Annotated in this window: 21 protein-coding genes, 1 tRNA gene and 1 riboswitch; of the genes, 9 read left to right on the top strand and 13 right to left on the bottom strand. The window is 38.2% G+C overall.

Features of this window, described 5'->3' with window-relative positions; all coding sequences use genetic code 11:
* Window positions 1-161: 161 nt before the first annotated feature.
* Window positions 162-668 carry a ferritin gene (locus tag DFR63_RS01155; RefSeq protein ID WP_115883931.1) on the bottom strand — a complete coding sequence of 169 codons (507 nt, stop codon included), beginning with the start codon at window positions 666-668 and terminating at the stop codon, window positions 162-164.
* Between the two features lie 312 nt (window positions 669-980).
* Here DFR63_RS01155 and DFR63_RS01150 point away from each other — a divergent pair, with 312 nt between their 5' ends.
* Window positions 981-1,982 (top strand): LLM class flavin-dependent oxidoreductase, encoded by a 1,002-nt coding sequence (locus DFR63_RS01150; protein ID WP_115883930.1) that lies wholly within the window; start codon window positions 981-983, stop codon window positions 1,980-1,982.
* A 45-nt stretch (window positions 1,983-2,027) separates the two neighbouring features.
* Here the strand turns inward: DFR63_RS01150 and DFR63_RS01145 are convergent, their stop codons facing one another.
* From DFR63_RS01145 to DFR63_RS01130, 4 genes are all read right to left on the bottom strand, one after another.
* Complete coding sequence (locus tag DFR63_RS01145; RefSeq protein WP_115883929.1) at window positions 2,028-2,213, bottom strand: hypothetical protein; 186 nt, start codon at window positions 2,211-2,213, stop codon at window positions 2,028-2,030.
* A 164-nt stretch (window positions 2,214-2,377) separates the two neighbouring features.
* The gene (locus tag DFR63_RS01140) at window positions 2,378-2,731 is read right to left on the bottom strand and encodes a c-type cytochrome (protein ID WP_115883928.1); all 354 of its coding nucleotides are present in this window, start codon (window positions 2,729-2,731) and stop codon (window positions 2,378-2,380) included.
* A gap of 246 nt (window positions 2,732-2,977) precedes the next feature.
* Window positions 2,978-3,391 carry a universal stress protein gene (locus DFR63_RS01135; RefSeq protein ID WP_115883927.1) on the bottom strand — a complete coding sequence of 138 codons (414 nt, stop codon included), beginning with the start codon at window positions 3,389-3,391 and terminating at the stop codon, window positions 2,978-2,980.
* Between the two features lie 18 nt (window positions 3,392-3,409).
* A complete protein-coding gene (locus DFR63_RS01130; RefSeq protein ID WP_115883926.1) occupies window positions 3,410-4,861 on the bottom strand; it encodes a SulP family inorganic anion transporter in 1,452 nt (483 codons plus the stop codon).
* Window positions 4,862-4,980: 119 nt separating this feature from the next.
* Between DFR63_RS01130 and DFR63_RS01125 the strand changes: the two genes are divergently transcribed.
* The 5 genes from DFR63_RS01125 (at window position 4,981) to DFR63_RS01105 (ending at window position 10,136) form a co-directional block, all read left to right on the top strand.
* Window positions 4,981-5,523 carry a recombinase family protein gene (locus DFR63_RS01125; RefSeq protein WP_115883925.1) on the top strand — a complete coding sequence of 181 codons (543 nt, stop codon included), beginning with the start codon at window positions 4,981-4,983 and terminating at the stop codon, window positions 5,521-5,523.
* A gap of 328 nt (window positions 5,524-5,851) precedes the next feature.
* Window positions 5,852-7,261 (top strand): sodium/glutamate symporter, encoded by a 1,410-nt coding sequence (locus tag DFR63_RS01120; RefSeq protein ID WP_115883924.1) that lies wholly within the window; start codon window positions 5,852-5,854, stop codon window positions 7,259-7,261.
* A 303-nt stretch (window positions 7,262-7,564) separates the two neighbouring features.
* The gene (locus DFR63_RS01115) at window positions 7,565-8,311 is read left to right on the top strand and encodes a metal ABC transporter ATP-binding protein (protein ID WP_115883923.1); all 747 of its coding nucleotides are present in this window, start codon (window positions 7,565-7,567) and stop codon (window positions 8,309-8,311) included.
* Complete coding sequence (locus DFR63_RS01110) at window positions 8,308-9,153, top strand: metal ABC transporter permease (protein ID WP_115883922.1); 846 nt, start codon at window positions 8,308-8,310, stop codon at window positions 9,151-9,153. The genes DFR63_RS01115 and DFR63_RS01110 overlap by 4 nt, the downstream gene beginning before the upstream one ends.
* 35 nt (window positions 9,154-9,188) lie before the next feature.
* The gene (locus tag DFR63_RS01105; protein WP_115883921.1) at window positions 9,189-10,136 is read left to right on the top strand and encodes a metal ABC transporter solute-binding protein, Zn/Mn family; all 948 of its coding nucleotides are present in this window, start codon (window positions 9,189-9,191) and stop codon (window positions 10,134-10,136) included.
* A gap of 73 nt (window positions 10,137-10,209) precedes the next feature.
* On the opposite strand, the gene DFR63_RS01100 is transcribed toward DFR63_RS01105, so the two are convergent.
* From DFR63_RS01100 to DFR63_RS01085, 4 genes are all read right to left on the bottom strand, one after another.
* Window positions 10,210-10,488: a hypothetical protein gene (locus DFR63_RS01100; RefSeq protein WP_115883920.1), complete on the bottom strand. Its 279-nt coding sequence runs from the start codon at window positions 10,486-10,488 to the stop codon at window positions 10,210-10,212.
* Window positions 10,485-10,796, bottom strand: coding sequence for a hypothetical protein (locus DFR63_RS01095; RefSeq protein WP_162842249.1), 312 nt, complete (start codon window positions 10,794-10,796; stop codon window positions 10,485-10,487). The genes DFR63_RS01100 and DFR63_RS01095 overlap by 4 nt, the downstream gene beginning before the upstream one ends.
* A 92-nt stretch (window positions 10,797-10,888) precedes the next feature.
* Window positions 10,889-11,782: an aminotransferase class I/II-fold pyridoxal phosphate-dependent enzyme gene (locus DFR63_RS01090; protein WP_245954101.1), complete on the bottom strand. Its 894-nt coding sequence runs from the start codon at window positions 11,780-11,782 to the stop codon at window positions 10,889-10,891.
* Between the two features lie 420 nt (window positions 11,783-12,202).
* Window positions 12,203-13,099 (bottom strand): LysR substrate-binding domain-containing protein, encoded by an 897-nt coding sequence (locus DFR63_RS01085; RefSeq protein WP_115883918.1) that lies wholly within the window; start codon window positions 13,097-13,099, stop codon window positions 12,203-12,205.
* 110 nt (window positions 13,100-13,209) lie between these two features.
* Here DFR63_RS01085 and DFR63_RS01080 point away from each other — a divergent pair, with 110 nt between their 5' ends.
* Complete coding sequence (locus DFR63_RS01080) at window positions 13,210-14,232, top strand: YeiH family protein (RefSeq protein WP_115883917.1); 1,023 nt, start codon at window positions 13,210-13,212, stop codon at window positions 14,230-14,232.
* A gap of 73 nt (window positions 14,233-14,305) precedes the next feature.
* Here DFR63_RS01080 and DFR63_RS12050 read toward each other — a convergent pair whose 3' ends face one another.
* Window positions 14,306-14,431: a YusW family protein gene (locus tag DFR63_RS12050; RefSeq protein ID WP_115883932.1), complete on the bottom strand. Its 126-nt coding sequence runs from the start codon at window positions 14,429-14,431 to the stop codon at window positions 14,306-14,308.
* A gap of 210 nt (window positions 14,432-14,641) precedes the next feature.
* Here DFR63_RS12050 and DFR63_RS01070 point away from each other — a divergent pair, with 210 nt between their 5' ends.
* Window positions 14,642-14,854, top strand: coding sequence for a YkvA family protein (locus tag DFR63_RS01070; RefSeq protein WP_115883916.1), 213 nt, complete (start codon window positions 14,642-14,644; stop codon window positions 14,852-14,854).
* A gap of 55 nt (window positions 14,855-14,909) precedes the next feature.
* On the opposite strand, the gene DFR63_RS01065 is transcribed toward DFR63_RS01070, so the two are convergent.
* Window positions 14,910-14,993, bottom strand: a tRNA-Leu gene (locus tag DFR63_RS01065).
* 135 nt (window positions 14,994-15,128) lie between these two features.
* Here DFR63_RS01065 and DFR63_RS01060 point away from each other — a divergent pair.
* A complete protein-coding gene (locus DFR63_RS01060; RefSeq protein ID WP_115883915.1) occupies window positions 15,129-15,776 on the top strand; it encodes an HD domain-containing protein in 648 nt (215 codons plus the stop codon).
* Between the two features lie 217 nt (window positions 15,777-15,993).
* On the opposite strand, the gene DFR63_RS11680 is transcribed toward DFR63_RS01060, so the two are convergent.
* Both DFR63_RS11680 and DFR63_RS01055 read right to left on the bottom strand, forming a co-directional pair.
* Entirely contained in the window at window positions 15,994-16,170 is a 177-nt protein-coding gene (locus tag DFR63_RS11680) for a hypothetical protein (protein WP_162842248.1), read from the bottom strand.
* 70 nt (window positions 16,171-16,240) lie between these two features.
* Window positions 16,241-16,346: riboswitch (SAM riboswitch) on the bottom strand.
* A 49-nt stretch (window positions 16,347-16,395) separates the two neighbouring features.
* A complete protein-coding gene (locus tag DFR63_RS01055) occupies window positions 16,396-17,352 on the bottom strand; it encodes a 2-hydroxyacid dehydrogenase (protein WP_115883914.1) in 957 nt (318 codons plus the stop codon).
* Window positions 17,353-17,666: the final 314 nt, after the last annotated feature.

Genomic DNA, 17,666 nt, shown 5'->3' with positions numbered 1-17,666 from the left:
AGATACCCGCATAAAAAAACGCACACGACAATCGTCGTGTGCGACCAAAATACTATTTTGTTTTTTTACCTGTCTACTTGACAGGGAGCAGTTCATATGAAGATAGCTGGGTTTTAAATTTTTTGGCGTAAAGTAATTTATAGAAAGAAGTACTTAGTTTACTATTCTTCAGGTGCAACGAACGTTCTTTTAGCTAATTCTTGTTCATAAACATATAGTGCATTCCCATCATCTTTTAATCTTTCCAGATAATCGATATGTGTTTGAAACATTTCTTCTTCTTCAACTTGTTCATCTAAAAACCAGTTCACAAATGATAGTGTCATATGTTCACGATCTTCAGTTGCAATGTCTGTGATGTCATAGAAACTTTTGGTGACTACCTTCTCCTGTTCCAAGCCTTTTTTGAAAGTACCTAGTAATGAACCATAATCATTTTTTGGCTCAGGAATCGCTTGAAACTTAGCATGAATGCCACGACTGTTCAAATAGTTATAAATTTTCTCACCGTGAAATCGTTCTTCTTTAGCTTGCTGCTTATAGAAATTAGCAAATCCACTATAACTCTGGTTTTCACAATATGGGGCCATTGCTGAGTATTCGTGTGCAGCTGCAAACTCATTATTCATCTGGTCAATTAGAACTTGTGTTAATTTTTCTGATAACATTTAAAACACTCCTTTTATAGTTTTTCGTTCTGTTTCTTATCTGATACTACTAATATATAACTTATCTATAATTTTAAAATTGACCTGTATCAATATATGCAAATAAAATCTTATAAATGAATAGTAAGGATAGAGCTCTATTTTATATTTCCCCTATAAAATTTTAATGAAACACCTGATACTGCTTCTGAAATATAATAACTGTATAGAAGGTTGGTACAAAGAAGCATATTACGAGTAAACTGAATCAAAGACTGATACGGTGGAAGAATATAACTGAATTTAATATATTTTATGAAGGAGAACTAAATAATGACAAAACATATACCGTTAAATGTCCTCGAACTTGTGGGCATTTCAGAAAACCAGACAGTCAAAGAAGCGATTGAAGCTTCCCTGGAAAATGCAGAGCTTATAGATAAGCTCGGTTTCAAGAGGCTATGGTTCGCTGAACACCACAATACGAAAAGTCTTGCATCGGCTGCGACATCTCAGCTGATTGCGATGGCGGCAGCTCGGACTAAGAATATCCGCGTCGGATCAGGGGGGATTATGCTTCCGAATCATTCACCCCTGCAGGTTGCTGAAAACTTCGGTACGATTGCACAGATGTATCCGGATAGAATTGATCTCGGGCTCGGTCGTGCCCCGGGTACCGATCAAAGAACGTCTCAGCTGATTACACGTACCAGCAGCGATGCACAAAACTTTGCAAACTCTATTTATGACCTTATCGGCTGGTTCAGTGAAGAAGGACTCGGCCACAGTGTTCCAGTGACTTCTACAGTAGGTACAGGTACGAATATTCCGATATGGGTATTAGGATCAAGTATGAACGGTGCATCAATTGCCGGACAGCTCGGACTGCCTTATTCTATTGCAACGCACTTTACACCCGATGATTATAAACAGAAAATTGATATGTACCGCTCGGCATTTACGACAGATTCGCCGACTTCTCAGATTGATGAACCTTATGTCATGGCAGGGATTAATGTCGTTGTAGCACCGACAGATGAGGAAGCAGAAAAAATCTGGACAACAACGACTCAGATGATGGTGGATATGCAGACCGGTCAGCAGCGGAAACTGCAGCCCCCTGTTAATCCTGAAGAATTAGGAACAGAAGAACAAAGAAAAATGATGGATGCGATGTTCAGTCTGAAAGCCGTTGGTTCACCTGAAACAGTCCGTAAAAAACTGGAAGAATTTACGGAAGAAACCGGAGCAGATGAACTGATTATTGTGACGTATACGTACGATCCGGAAAAAAGGAAACAATCGATGGAACTGCTGGCAGACCTGTGGTTCTAGATAACATGAAAAAGCTTCTAACCTATTGATAGGGGTAGAAGCTTTTTAATTTTTAACATTCAATTTTTGAATCATTAAAAATTCATCATCGGAACGGATAATTAAATTTTCCCGGTCTGTTGTAAAGTGGTCGATATAGGACAAAATCCTGGCTCCTGAGGTTGCTGTTTTAGTATGGATTTTGACTTCATCCTCATTTAAATGCTCATTTATAATCAATTCCGCCTTCATAACCATCCCCCTTGTCGTTAAAATTCTTAAACACAGTATATAACGAAAAACAGTATCTAAAGGTGATTTTTTCGTGAGCGGTTATTTATTATACGCAAGAGGTAAAAAATTATAAATAATATAACGAACATAAAAAAGATCGCCCAAAAGGACGATCTTCTTTCTTATTGTTCGCTGAAGAAAGTGTAAAGTGCGGAAAGTTCTTCGTTATTGATTTCGTCTTCGCTGTAAGCTGGCATCTGTCCACGACCGTTTCTCACGGTTTCTTCGAATTCGTCTTCGCTGAGGCTAGTGCCTGCAAGTGCTGGCCCAACAGCACCCGAGAAGTCTTCACCATGACATGATGCACATGTGCTCTGTGCGATACCTTCAGCATCGACATCTCCACTTGAAGCACCGCTGTCTTCTTCTGTTGCAGGTTCATCAGTACCTTCGTCTTCGTCTTCGCCGCCTCCGCAAGCACCGAGAACGAGTACCATAGAAAGACCGCTGGCCATCAGAAATTTCTTCAAATTCATAAATTGACCCCCTAAAAATTATAATACTATTACATACCCAATATATCACAAATTTAATGAGGTTGTAGAATCACCAGCAGCCAAAAGTTCAGGGTTATATACATTTAAGCAGTTTGATTCAACAGTTATTTCATATGAAAAATACCGTACTCTTAGCTTAATCTAAAAAAATCCTTCTAAAACAGTTCACTTTTTTGAGTCTCTGCTTTAGAGGGAGCATATCAGAAACGCCTGATCAGGACGTAATTATTTAACTATCATCACAGGGATATTTGCGCGTTTTGCGACCTTGTGGCTTACGCTGCCCATGACCATTTCCTGAAGGCTGTTCAAACCTCTGCTGCCAAGGACTACTAATTGAAACTCGCCGTTATTAGCTACAGAAACTACAGTTTCGTCCGGTGCGCCCTGTTCATACCGAATTTTATAAGGAACACCGTTAGTTTCATAGATATGAATAACATCCGAGAGTTTTTCTTTTCTATGGTGAACTGCACTTTCTGCAGGACTGCTGTGCAGCACGTCATTTTTAGCGTCTGCAGGATCTGTGATATTGAGAATTGTAATTTCCGTGTCTTCATTTGCGAAATTTAATGTTTCTTTCGCTGCTCTGATACTATTTTCAGAACCATCCGCAGCAAGCAGTATTGATTTATACATTAAATATCCCCCCTTATTTTAAGTCAGGTGCTGTTCATTCAGCTGACTTAATTCTTTAACAATTTTGCGGCTGTCTGTGTTCAATTTTTTAATATAAACAGTATTGCCCTTCTCTTCAAATTTTCTCACTATCGTATCCACAGCATCAACTGCTGAGTCATCCCATAAATGAGCATTTGAAAAATCTAATTGAACGGGCTTATCGTATTGTTTAAACTCAATCTGTGAAATCATTGTATCGATAGATGCAAAGAAGATTTGCCCTGCAAAACTTAGTGTTACTGCATTCCGACTATCTTCTAAAGTTACATCAACTTTTGAAATCTTCGTAGCGAAGAACAGCGCACTGAAAATCACACCGACGATAACCCCAATAGCCAGGTTGCTCGTGAAAAGTACTAGTATAACTGTAATCAGCATAACAAAAGCATCTGTACGAGGTGCTTTGGCAACGTATTTAAACGAATTCCAATCAAATGTTCCGATAGACACCATTACCATGATACCCGCTAGTATCGGCATTGGGATTTGAACTACCCATTCACCGAGTACGATGATTAAAAACATTAGTATTACACCCGCAGTAAAAGTAGATAATCTTGTCGTTGCACCGGATCTGACATTGATTACAGATTGACCGATCATTGCACAGCCGCCCATGCCGCCAAAGAAACCGGTAATAAAGTTTGCAATGCCCTGTCCGCGAGATTCTTTGTTCTTACTGCTGAAAGTATCTGTAGCATTATCGACAATTCTTGCTGTTAAGAGACTTTCAACCAGTCCAACAATCGCCATGGAGACTGAGTATGGCAGTATAATCATCAGTGTTTCCATCGTAAATGGTACGTCAGGTATAAAGAAGCTCGGCAGTGATTGTTCAATATTGCCAAGGTCTCCGACTGTACCGACATTAGAACCAAAAATCATGTATATACCAGTTAACACAACAAGCGCTATTAATGGTGCAGGCACTTTCTTAAAGAATCTCGGCAATACATATAGAATTAGTAAAGTTGCAATAACGTATATATAAGTATGAATAGAGACACCGAATATATGTTCAATTTGAGCCATAAATATCATAATGGCCAAGGCATTGACGAAACCGATCATGACTGAGTTCGGAATGAATTTCATCAATTTGCCGACTTTGAGAATTCCGAGCAGGATTTGAATAATTCCCATCAAAATTGTCGCGGCTAGCAAATAATCTACCCCGTGCTCTTTAACTAAAGGAACAACCAGCAGTGCAATCGCCCCTGTAGCTGCTGAAATCATGGCAGGACGTCCGCCGACTATTGAAATAATGACTGCGATAAGAAATGATGCATACAAACCTACCATCGGATTTACTCCCGCAATAATTGAAAAGGCGATTGCCTCGGGAATTAAAGCTAAAGCGACGACGAGTCCGGCCATCAGGTTAGTTACCGGGTCCGTCAGCCACTCTCTTTTAAACTTTTCTAACATGATACACTTCCTGTCTTTTTATAATAGCTAAAATAATTATAACAGAACAGTTTCATATGTATAACCCTTTTTGAGAATTTATGCCGTGTTATAATATAATCAAGACAGGAGTGGTTATAATGAAATACGGTTATATAAGACCAATGGAATTGTATGATGATATAAAAAATCAAAAACTAAAAATAAAAAAATATACAGAACATATATATATAGAAGATCATGCAGAGAGTAAAAGAAGACACCAGTTAGATCAGCTGATAGATAAGACTGTTAAAGAAAACGATCAGATTATAGTTACTGATATATGCATACTTGCGGACTCTACCAAACAGCTGGTGGATATTATAAATGCCTGCTCTAAGAAATCTGTGCATCTGTATTTTATTAATCCGGACATTACCGTATCTGCAGATACTGAATACAATTTTCAGCAAATATTGAATGAGATTTCAAATTTCCAGAGTGATGTGGTGAGGTTCAGAACTCAGCAGGGAATGAACAAGGCGGCTAAAGAAGGCAAGAAAATGGGCAGACCAAAACGCAGTGATGATAATATAAAACGCGCAGTGGAAATGTATATGACAAAAAAATATACCCTGGAAGAGATTAGAGAACAGACAAATATAAGCAGAGCAACGCTGTATAGACATTTGGAGAAATAAAAAAGTTGATATTTTGATGAGATAATAAAAATTCAGATTATTTTAAGCCATGTTTTCTGTATTGAACAGAAGACATGTCTTTTTATTTTTTTATCGTTCAATGAAGCTGGACGTTACTATAAATTTGATGGATAAGATTTATGTGACGACCAGTTTAATTTAAGTGATTATATTATAGAAATACAAGTTAAAGAGAAATAAGGATTTATCTTCAATTTTCGATTTCGTGTTAAGAAAAATTCTCTCCCCTCTGATAGAATGGCTCCATGAATATTATTGATTAATTTCTATAGTCTGAGAAAGATAAAAAGAGAGGAGATGGAAAATTATGAGTCCGGAACAAATAGGATTTGCCCTGCTTTATCTGGGATTATTTCTGCTGATTGGTAAATGGATCAGGATGCACTCGACATGGATGCAGAATCTTTTTTTGCCGGCATCGGTGATCGGAGGTTTTCTTGCCCTGCTTTTAGGTCCTGAAGTGCTGGGTAAGATACTTCAGAATTTTACAGGAGAAGAATCATTTTGGGCAACTGGTATTTTGACTACAGAAATTATTGAAGTGTGGTCAGCACTGCCCGGTTTAATGATAAACATAGTGTTTGCTACTTTATTTATAGGAACTGTCCTTCCAAATCTGAAAAGGGTATGGAACATTGGAGGACCGCAGCTTGCATTCGGCTGGACATTGGGCTGGGGCCAATATGTAATCGGTTTACTGCTGGCGATGCTAATATTGGTGCCCTTCTATGACATGCCTCCATTTATTGGTGCGCTTATTGAAGTTGGATTTGAAGGCGGACACGGTACAGCTGCCGGTCTGCAGTCTACTTTTGAAGAACTCGGATTTCCGGAAGCCTACGATATTGCTGTCGGATTGGCCACGGTCGGTATATTATCCGGAGTTGTTGTTGGTATTGTGCTGATTAACTGGGGAGTACGTAAAAACAAGACTCAGATGATTACTGATGTTAAAGGTCTGTCACCAACTCAAAAAGCAGGCATCGTTGAAGTGGAAGAACGCGGAGAAGGCAGTAAACAGACTGTCAGACCTGAATCAATCGATACATTTACTTTTCATTTTACTCTAGTTGGACTGGCGATTTTTGTCGGGTATATCATCTTGCAGGGAATCACTTGGCTGGAAGCTGCACTATTCGGGTCCGACTTTATGACCTATATACCATTATTCCCACTGGCAATGATCGGCGGTTTAATTGTACAGATTTTTATCAGCAAATTCGATACATCGAAGCTGGTGGACAGAAATACGATAACCAGTATACAGGGATTTTCACTGGATATACTTATTGCGAGTGCTATAGCGACTGTATCCATTTCAGTCATCGGAGAATACCTGGTTCCATTCTTAATCTTAGCTTTATTTGGAATTGCGTGGAACCTGTTCGGATTCTTCGTTTTTGGCCCTAGAATGATGTCGGATTACTGGTTTGAAAGAGCTATTGGTGACTTCGGACAGTCTACAGGGGTGACTGCTACAGGACTGATGCTGATGCGTGTCGCTGATCCGGAAATGAAATCTCCGGCAGCTGAAGGTTTCGGTTATAAGCAGCTGGTCTTTGAACCATTCCTCGGCGGCGGTCTGGTCACAGCGTTATCTGCCCCGCTTGTCTTTATGTGGGGACCGTGGCCGTTTCTTATTTTCTCAATACTCATGTTGATTATAGGTATTGCTGCCGGGCTGTTTTATTTCGGTAAAAGAAAAATCCAACAGTAACTTTGAATGAATAATAAAATATTTTGTGAATTTTAAATGCACCTTGATTGCTGGATTTATACTAACAATCAGGGTGTATTTTATTATGTTCATTAAAGTAATACCCCCGCTTCCTGGGATTGGCATGACAGAATCTCATGTGTATCCCATCACCATCTTCAAATTTTTTACTCTCCTTCTCAGCCATTTATTTTTATTGATTTGTAAATTAGTGATACATTTGTTATGCTATATTTAATTTAGGGAAACCTAAATATTAAATTTGGTTATTCTTATTTTTAGTTGCACTAAGGAGGTAAAGGTTTGAAAACGTCACTTGAAATTAAAAATTTAACAGTTTCATACTCAAATAAAATAGCTTTAACAGATGTTAATTTTTCTATGGAAACCGGAAAGTTAATAGGAATTATCGGACCAAACGGTTCTGGTAAATCCACTCTCATGAAAGCTGTGCTTAATTTAACAGCCAAGGATTCAGGCGAAGTCCAAATAAATGAAAAATCTCTTGAAGAAGTACGGGAAAATATTGCTTATATTCCGCAAAGATCAAATATAGACTGGGATTTCCCAATCTTAGTGAGAGATACTGTTTTGCTCGGCACTTATCCGAAGCTTGGTTTGTTTAAACGTCCTAAAGCAAAAGAGAAAAAAATGGCAGAAGAAGCGTTAAAAAAAGTTGGTATGGAAGATTTTTCTGATAAGCAAATTGGGGAACTTTCAGGCGGTCAGCAGCAAAGAGTTTTTCTGGCCCGAAGCCTGGCTCAAGATGCCGATGTTTTCTTCATGGATGAGCCTTTTGTCGGCATAGATATCCACAGTGAGGAAATTATTATAAATATTTTAAAAGAGTTAAGAGATCAGGGGAAAACTCTCTTTGTCATTCATCATGATTTAACTAAAGTCGAAGATTATTTTGATGAGCTGATTTTAGTGAATAAGGAACTAGTGGCAACGGGCGCTGTGTACGATGTATTTACACCTGAACTAATGGAACGGACCTTCAATACGCCTCTAACTGTTTTAGAAAATATGGGTGGTAAATTATCATGACTTTTTTAAATGATTTAATGGTTTATGAATACTTGCAAAAAGCTTTAATCACCTCGATTATGGTCGGTGTGATTTCCGGTGTTATAGGAAGCTTTATCGTACTCCGGGGCATGTCTTTAATGGGTGACGCTATCTCCCATGCTGTTCTGCCGGGTATTGCGATTTCCTATATGCTTGGAATTTCTTATTTCTACGGTGCTGTTGTAGCTGGGGTTATTGCAGCCCTCGGTATTGGAGCGATTAATCAGAACAGCAGAATTAAAACAGATGCCTCCATCGGGATTGTCTTCTCTACTGCACTGGCGCTCGGTATTATCTTAATAACAAAAGCTCAAAGTGCGACAGATTTGACGCAGATTTTATTCGGGAATGTGCTGCACGTCAGAACTTCTGATATGTGGATTACAGCAGGTGTCAGCGTGTTCGTTCTTGCTGTCGTTGTTGTGTTTTATAAGGAACTTTTAATAGCTACTTTTGATGAGACAATGGCCAAAGTTTCCGGGTTAAATACACGATTTATTCACTACGGTTTGATGGTGATGTTAACACTTGTGTCGGTCGCTTCCTTGCAGACTGTCGGAGTGATACTGGTAGTGTCTCTCTTAATAACACCTGCATCCACTGCTTATTTATTAACAAACAGACTGCCTGTAATGATTGTTATGTCTGCATCTTTTGGGGCAGCTGCTGCAGTGGCTGGTATTTATTACAGTTATAATCACGATTTGCCGTCAGGACCCGTTATTGCGATTGCCTCAGCGATTTTCTTTGTATTAGTGTTGATTTTTTCACCTAAGCAGGGTCTGATCTGGCCGCTGCTCAGAAAAGTAAAAAGAGCGTAATTAAATAAGACATAAAGTTTAAGGAGACAATTGAAATGAAAAAAAGAATAATATATGTAATGAGCATGCTGCTGGCTGTACTCACTCTGGCCGCTTGTACAGGCGGAGACAGTATGGCTAATGATGAAACAGAAAATGATAAATTAGAAGTAGTGACTTCATTTACTATCCTCGAAGACCTTGCACGCGAAATAGGCGGAGATGATGTAAATATCCATAACCTGGTTCCTACAGGAACAGATCCGCATGAATATGAGCCGCTGCCGCAGGATATGAACAAAGCTACTGATGCAGACCTTCTTTTTTATAACGGTTTGAACCTTGAAGGCGGAGACAATGGCTGGTTCCATAAAATGATTGAATCTGTAAACCAGGATACGGAGAATGTCTGCAATCTGACAAATCGTATTGAACCGATGTATATCACAGATGACGAGGGACAAGATGAAGAAATTAACCCTCACGCTTTTATCAGTCCTAAAGCTGGTATAAAAATGGCGGAAGATATGCGGGACTGTTTTATAGAAAAAGACCCTGATAATAAGGAAAACTACGAAGAGAGAGCAGAAGAATATCTTACACGCCTGACAGAGATTGAAGAAGAGTATCAGCAGAAGATAGATGATATCCCCGAAGATAATCGTATCCTTGTGACAAGCGAACGCGCATTTCAGTATTTAGCTGATGATTATGGTCTGAAAGAAGGATATATTTGGGCAATAGATACTGAAGAAACAGGGTCTTCCAAACAAATTAATTCACTTGTTTCCTTTATAGAGGAGAACGATGTCCCTGTGCTTTTCATCGAATCAAACGTTGATACCCGTCCAATGGAAACAGTGTCACAACAAACTGGAGTACCGCTTTCCAGCGAGCCGATATATTCTGATGAAATTGGAAAATCAGGAGAAGAAGTGGATACTTATATTAAATATTTAAATTACAATATTAATCTGATTCATGATGAATTGAGCGAAAATTAAATAAAAAGGTGATAAGCTCAAAAAACATTCGAGACCTTATCACCTATTTTTATTACTCGATTTGAGTGATCAATTATTTTTCAAATACCATTCTTTCGTCCCTTGTGTGGCTTTCAAATTTAGCAATGATATTGTCGTCCTTATCTCTAAATTCTATAAGAGGAAGAGTATCTCTTTCTTTATTGTAAAGAATTCCAGAAGTCATTTCTCTAATAGATTTACCCTTGCCTTCTAATTTTGATTTATACCCTTCTTCATTAATGTCTTCAAATTTATCACTTACATAAACAATAAGTTCTGTATACTCATCATTTTGTGCCTCGATTGATTCAATAAATCCATCACGGGTCATTTCATCATATTTTTTTCTAAAATGGTAACTTGATTATCAGAAGGATTATTTTCTGAATTTCCGTCTTCTTGTGAATCTTCTGCGGGGGATTCAGTTGCCTCGTCAGCTGGCTCTTCTTTATTCACGGTGTTTTTACCGGTCTGCTGGCTTTCCGGTGATGAATAATTATTTTCTGCAGCCTGTTCTGTCGCGGGTTCATCCGCTGTTTGTTCTGCAGGTTCATCTGCGCTGCCGCAAGCTGTTAAAAATAAAATTGATGATATTGTGCCTGTTAGAAACAATCTTCTTATAATGTAAACCTCTCCCATAAGTATTAAAATGCATTGTAAAATATACCAAAAGTCTTATGTGCAGGCAACAACGGAGAGGTTAATAATTGTTTTATAAAAAATACGAACTTTTAGGGAGTTCCTTTATTTTGTTCGATATATAAATAATCAAAAGGTTTTTTAATACGGTTGAGTCCATCTTCGATTCGAGCAAGGCTTGACGCAACGTTAAATCTAAAATGTTTGTTTTCATGATCCAGATATAATTTACCCGGTGATACTGCAATTTCTCCTACTTCAACGAGTGCCTCGTGGACTAGCTCAGCATCGAATCCTGAGTTTTCAAAGCTGATCCATCCGAGATGGGTAGATCTTGGAATATCAAAAGATAAATATTGAGACAGGTTGTCATCAATATATTTCTGGACATATTTAAAGTTATTTAAGATATGATTATTTAATTGATCGACCCATTCATTACATTCAGTATAAGCAGCTTCGATAGCTGCGAGAGCCAGGCTTGACGCATTACCAACCTGGTATACTTCTTTAGTCACTTCTGTAAGAGTTTTTGTGAGCTTTCTATCTTTCGTAACGAAATAAGAATGAGGTATACTTGTCAAATTAAAAGTTTTGCCGAGACAGCTTGCAACTAAAGCTTCATTGCCTTCTTTAAGTAAAGCTGCCAGCGAAACAAAGTCTTCTTTCGGTCTGACGAAATCCATATTAATTTCATCGCTTATTAAGTAGACGTTGTTTGATACGCAAATCTCTTTGATAGTTTTCAGTTCTTCTCTGTTCCACACTTTACCGGTCGGGTTATGTGGGTTGCAATGGATGTACATGTTTATATCATCACCTTCGCATAACGAAGTAAAATAGTCCACATCTAAAAAGTATTCCTTTAATTCATCATCAAATATTAGAGGCGACTCAACGATTTGGCGGTTATTACTTTCAATCAAGTTCGGAAACATATTATACGAGGGAGTTGTTAATATAATCCCGCCCCCTTCCTCAGTCACTTGTCTCAAAGCTTCTCCTACAGTGAACAGAACTGTAGGAGAATAATGGATATCCGTATCATTTAAATCGTACTATAGCGTGATTGCCACCAGTGTTTAATCGGTTCTTAAAAATGTTCATTTTGCCACATTGTATAGCCGAAAATCCCATTGTCAAGACGCTTCTTGATTGCATTTCTAATCGCCTCAGGTGTTTATATATCCATATCAGCAATCCAGAAAGGTTCTATCCCCTTTTTTCCGAATATGCCTTCGGTCCCTTCGTATTGAACACTGTGTGTGCCTTCTCTTGTCGTTACTTTATTAAAATCAAACTGTATTTTCCCTACCCCTTATCAATCTAAATATTCAATTATTTATTATCCTATCACTAATTTCGGATAAGTAAATATCTTGACCCGAGATAGGACCTTACTCCATTTAATCAAAAAAGGTGCTGTAAAGATCTTTTTGTTCCAGCAATTCGGTAAAACTTTCGAGAACCTTAGATTGATACTGACTATTTTTCAAATAAGAAAAAGTTCTTGTTAAAGGTGTCCCGGGTGTATTTATTGTGATTAAATCTCCGTATTTCAATTCTTTTTGAATGGCCCAGCGGGATAGTAAGCTAAGTCCAAGTCCCGCTTCAGATGCTGCTTTAATAGATTGGGTGCTGCTAAATGTTAAAAAACTGCCAGGGACTATCTTAAATTGCTCAAACAGTTTTTCGTTTGCTTCCCGCGTCCCCGAACCAGGTTCTCTCATCAGCCATGTATACTCCGATAGTTCTTCTGCTATAAAACTATCCCCCTGTTTTAAAACAAGGCCGGGGGATCCTACAATCACCATAGAATCTTCCAAAAATTTTTTTTGGACCAGAAATTTCCTTGATGTATAGCCTTCTATGATACCGATATCCAGTTGGTTGTTGTTGACTAAACGGGCAATTTCTTCAGTATTTCCAATAGTTACATCAGGTTGAACATGAGGATATAGCCTCAGCATCTCAGCAATTAAATTTGGCAGCAGATATTCTCCAAACGTATAACTGGAACCGATTTTAATCGGCCCGCTTGCGTTATTCGTCAAATCATCGACAAGATAATCCATTTTGTTATAGAGAGCGGCAATTTCTTTGCCGTAATGATAGACAATTTCTCCTGCTTTATTGAGTTTTACAAATTTGTTATTCCGATCCAGCAGCTTGGTTCCCATCCTTTCCTCTAATGCATGTATATGCTGACTGACAGCAGGCTGGGACATGTAATACTTTTCTGCTGTTCGTGAAAAACTTCTATTTTCGGCAACACTCAGAAATAACTCTAATCGTGAATCCATCTTAAATCCTCCTTCTTTTATAACTATTTACTTATAGTACATATCATTATAATTTATTTTACTTATCAACTGTGCAATTTTAAACTTATAAATATGAGGAGTTGACATTTATGTATGTTAATACAGAAAAGAAACAAAAATTAAAATCACTTTTATGGTGGGGTGCAGGAGTTGCTTTTACGTTTTTGATTGCTCTTTTTGGTTACCTATTGTCATCATTACCGGGTCTTGATAATGTCGGACAGCTGGCGTGTGCAATTATTATTGCTGTGATTTACCGGCATTTTTTCGGATATCCGTATATCTTAAAAAACGGTATAATATTTTCTTCTCAAAAATTGCTGCGTCTCGCGATAATATTATACGGCCTTAAATTGAATATTGATATTATTTTCCAGGATGGTATGGGACTGCTGCTTCGGGATGTCATCATTATAGCTGCCGTAATTTTCCTGACAGTATGGGCTGCAAAAATGTTCAAAGCAGACAGCACAATTTCTTTGCTGCTGGGCGTCGGAACCGGTGTATGCGGGGCAGCGGCAATTGCTGCGATAGCTCCAATTGTAAAATCCAAAGACGAAGATACGGCAATCAGTGTCGGCATTATTGCTCTGGTAGGTACTGTTTTTGCGGTGGGTTATACTTTGCTAGAACCTGTTCTGCCTTTATCTCCAGAGAGTTATGGCATCTGGGCGGGATCGACCCTCCATGAACTGGCCCATGTCGCTATTGCAGCGGAACCTGCCGGTGAGGATGCCCTGGCCATTTCATTGCTGGCAAAATTGGGAAGGGTTTTCCTGCTGGTCCCCCTGGCTTTTATCTTTATCTTCTTCATGAATCGTAAAGAGGAAGGAAATCGTGAAAAACGCAGTAAAGTGAAATTCCCGTGGTTTCTCGTTGGTTTTCTGATAATGAGTGTGGTTGGGAGTTATGTTATCGGCAAGGCTGTTGAGGTGCCGGATAATATAATGGAAGGCGTTTCATCTCTTACAACATGGTTTTTAACTGCTGCAATGGTTGGTTTGGGTCTCAATGTCAATTTGTATGAGCTGCGCCGGAAAGCATTTAAGCCTCTTCTTATAATGATCGGGGTATCCCTCATCTTATCTGTACTGACATACTTTTCAATATAAATCTGCACCTTGCTCTTTAAAAATAAACAGACAAGCTCAAACAGCTTGTCTGTTTATTGTACGTCCATACCATTTACTTATCTTCGAACTCAATTTTTGTACCGTCATTGAAAGTTATCTCAATTTCAATTTCCGTATAGTTAGTATCCAAATCGAATACGTCCAGTACTTGTTCAATCGCTTCTTTTTTTACTTGTATTCTGGTCTATTGTTAATTTCTTAACCTTAGGATAAATATTGTCAAAGGCATTCTGTCCCTCCAGATATTCCCAATTCAGTTCATCTTCCACCTCTGCTTTAATCTGATTATTATAAGGTACGGCAGTACTTAAAACAATATGAACACTGTGCAAAGACAGAAGAAGGAAGAGAAACAATACTTGGGCAATTTGAGAAAAAGGTAGAGAAAGTGAGCGGTGCAGGTCCATTTATTGAACACTTAAAAGAATTTTATACTCAATTTACGGAAGGGAAAGCTGCGAATTATAAATTGGGTATTATGGGAAGTGCTTTGTTATATTTTATTATTCCTGTTGATGTAATTCCGGATTATGTATTCCCGATGGGATATATTGATGATGCCTTGGCAGTTAAAATAGCGATAAAAATGCTTTCCAGTTAAATGATTCGGCAGCTGCAATAAAAAAAGACCATTCAATGAATGGTCTTTTAGAGAATGCGGATAAAGGGAGTCGAACCCCCACGTCGATTAAGACACTAGAGCCTGATTCTAGCGCGTCTGCCAGTTCCGCCATATCCGCTTAATATAATAATATTCTTTAACAATAATATAAAAACCCTCTTTGTGTCAATATTTTTATATCATTTTGTTAAATATTAATGAAACAAAGTATAATAAAGATAAAACTATGATAACCGATGGAGGGCATTCTTTCATGGATGAAAAGACAGTATTAGGAAATATTGAAGAGTGGGTCAAGGCTGAACTGCTGAATGAAAAGAGCGGGCATGACTGGTACCATATCAAGAGAGTCAGAGATATTGCCGGGGAAATATTAAAGTATGAAGAAGCGGATTCTTTTATCGTTATCTCAGCTGCCCTGCTGCATGATATCCCAGATGATAAGGTGACTTCTAACGTTAATTCAGCATTGGAACGTATCAGAAAGCTGCTTGAGAACAATAAAGTTGATAATAAAACAATAGATACGATTATAAACATCATCACGACCATGTCATTTAAAGGCGGTACTGGCAAAAAGCTCTCTTATATCGAGGCTCAAATCGTTCAGGATGCTGACCGTCTGGATGCTTTAGGCGCCATAGGAATTGCGAGAACTTTCCAGTACGGCGGTGCCAAAGGGCAGGCGATGTACGACCCGGAAATTCCAGTCAGGGACAGTATGAGCTTTGAAGAATACCGTCATGGTGAATCGACATCTATTAATCATTTCTATGAAAAATTACTGCTGTTAAAAGATAAAATGAATACTCCGGCAGCAGTTAAAATAGCTGAAGAGCGGGAAGCATTTATGAAGCACTTTCTCGAAACTTTTTTTAAAGAATGGAAGGGAGAACTTTAAAGATACAAAAAGCACGATATCAGCTCGTATCGTGCTTTTTGTATTCTTCTTAATAGTCTATTTAAACCAGCATTTATTTTTAAATAACTTGTATTAAACTTGCTGCTTTTTAATCGTAAAAATTAAGTAATCCTCTTTTTACTGATAACTCATATCATATTTCCGCTTAATACCTGCTGTAATGATTGTGCTGACACAGGGAGTCATAGACTACTCTTCATTTTTCTTCTTTCAACAGTATATAATCTTTATATTCTTCAACATCAATTCGATTTTTAATTTCCTGCTTCAGTCTCATAATATGATTCGACTTTGCTATGCTGCTCATCGTGCTGGACGGTTTGTAAGCTTTCCACTCATCCAATTCTGAAAATAGTTCGCGGACGGTTTTCATTTGATTACCACCTTTTTATTTTTTTCAAATAAAATAGCTCTTCTGAAATTAAGAAGAGCTTTAACGCGGCTTCTTATCATCCAGTTGATTGCAACTGTTGGATTTGGCACATCGCTTTTATAAGCTGTTGCCGGAGTTTCACAGGGCCAAGTCCCTTCACTCACTCTTAATAAGAGAACTATTTTATTTAATTGTATTATACTGTGAGGCTTTGCTTATTTCATCTTATTTGTTTACCTGATAATCCAGCTGAGCATCCTGCAAGGCTTTTACTGCCTGATCGGCTGCGGTTTCTGCCATTGCATTTCTCGCTTCATAGGTGTCATTGCCGATGTGCGGCGTCAAAATCACATTATCAAGTTTCGCAAGTTCTTCGTTAATATGCGGTTCTTCTTCGTGAACATCCAGAGCTGCGGCTTGGATTTGCTTGTTTTTCAGAGCATCCACAAGCGCACTTTCATCTACAACACCGCCGCGTGCGGTATTGATGAAATACGCAGTCTCTTTCATCTGTTCAAATTCTTTTTTACCGAATAGATGATGGGAGGTTTCGTTGTAGTTTACTTGTGTAATTACGTAATCTGCTTCTTTTAAAGCTTCTTCAAGACTTACTTTTTCAGCAGTAATATCTGTTTCTTTTTCTTCTAAATCAACATACAAAAGCTTCATATTAAATGCCTGAGCCAGTTTTCCAATATACTGTCCGATTTGTCCAAAGCCGACAATCGCGAGTGTTTTATCTACAACCTGGTGACCGCCTAAGTAACCCATTACCTGCCAGCCGTTAAATTCATTTTTAACTGCCATGTCGTGACCCGGCAGTACACGCCGAGATAAAGCCAGCATTAACGTGACTGCAAGCTCTGCGGTCGAGGCAACAGAATCATGAACAGGCGTGTTTGTGATAGCAATACCCTGTTTATTTGCTTCTTCAGCATCGATATTATTAAAGCCTGAACCGACATTAGCAATAACTTTCAGCGAGTCGCCGGCCTTAATGACTTCGGCCGGCACCTGGACATTGACGCCGCTAATTAAGCCGTCTGCATCTTTAATTTTTTCGATAATCTGATCCTGTTCCGGTGTTGTCAGTTCATCGTGCATATCTAATTCAATATTTTGATCTTTAATAATTTTTACAGCAGTATCAGGAAGTTTAACTGCACTGTATATTTTGGCCATAATCAACCTGCTTTCTATTACTCTTAATAGAATACTATAGCCTAAATTGAATCATTTAAACCTTTCTAATTACTAATGATACCTGAAGATTTCAATAAATATTAAGCTCAGAATATTTTATCTTTTGCTTTTCTATTTCAGGTATCGTAATCTCCCTTAACGAATTTAAAACGAATAATAATATGGCTTTATATAAAAATAAAGACCCGCATTCATGGATGAACTGCTCCCTGTCAAGTAGACAGGTAAAAAAACAAAATAGTATTTTGGTCGCACACGACGATTGTCGTGTGCGTTTTTTTATGCGGGTATCT

The sequence above is a fragment of the Jeotgalicoccus halotolerans genome (genome assembly GCF_003387165.1).
GTDB lineage: Bacteria > Bacillota > Bacilli > Staphylococcales > Salinicoccaceae > Jeotgalicoccus > Jeotgalicoccus halotolerans.
This window is presented reverse-complemented; position numbering and strand designations above follow the sequence as displayed.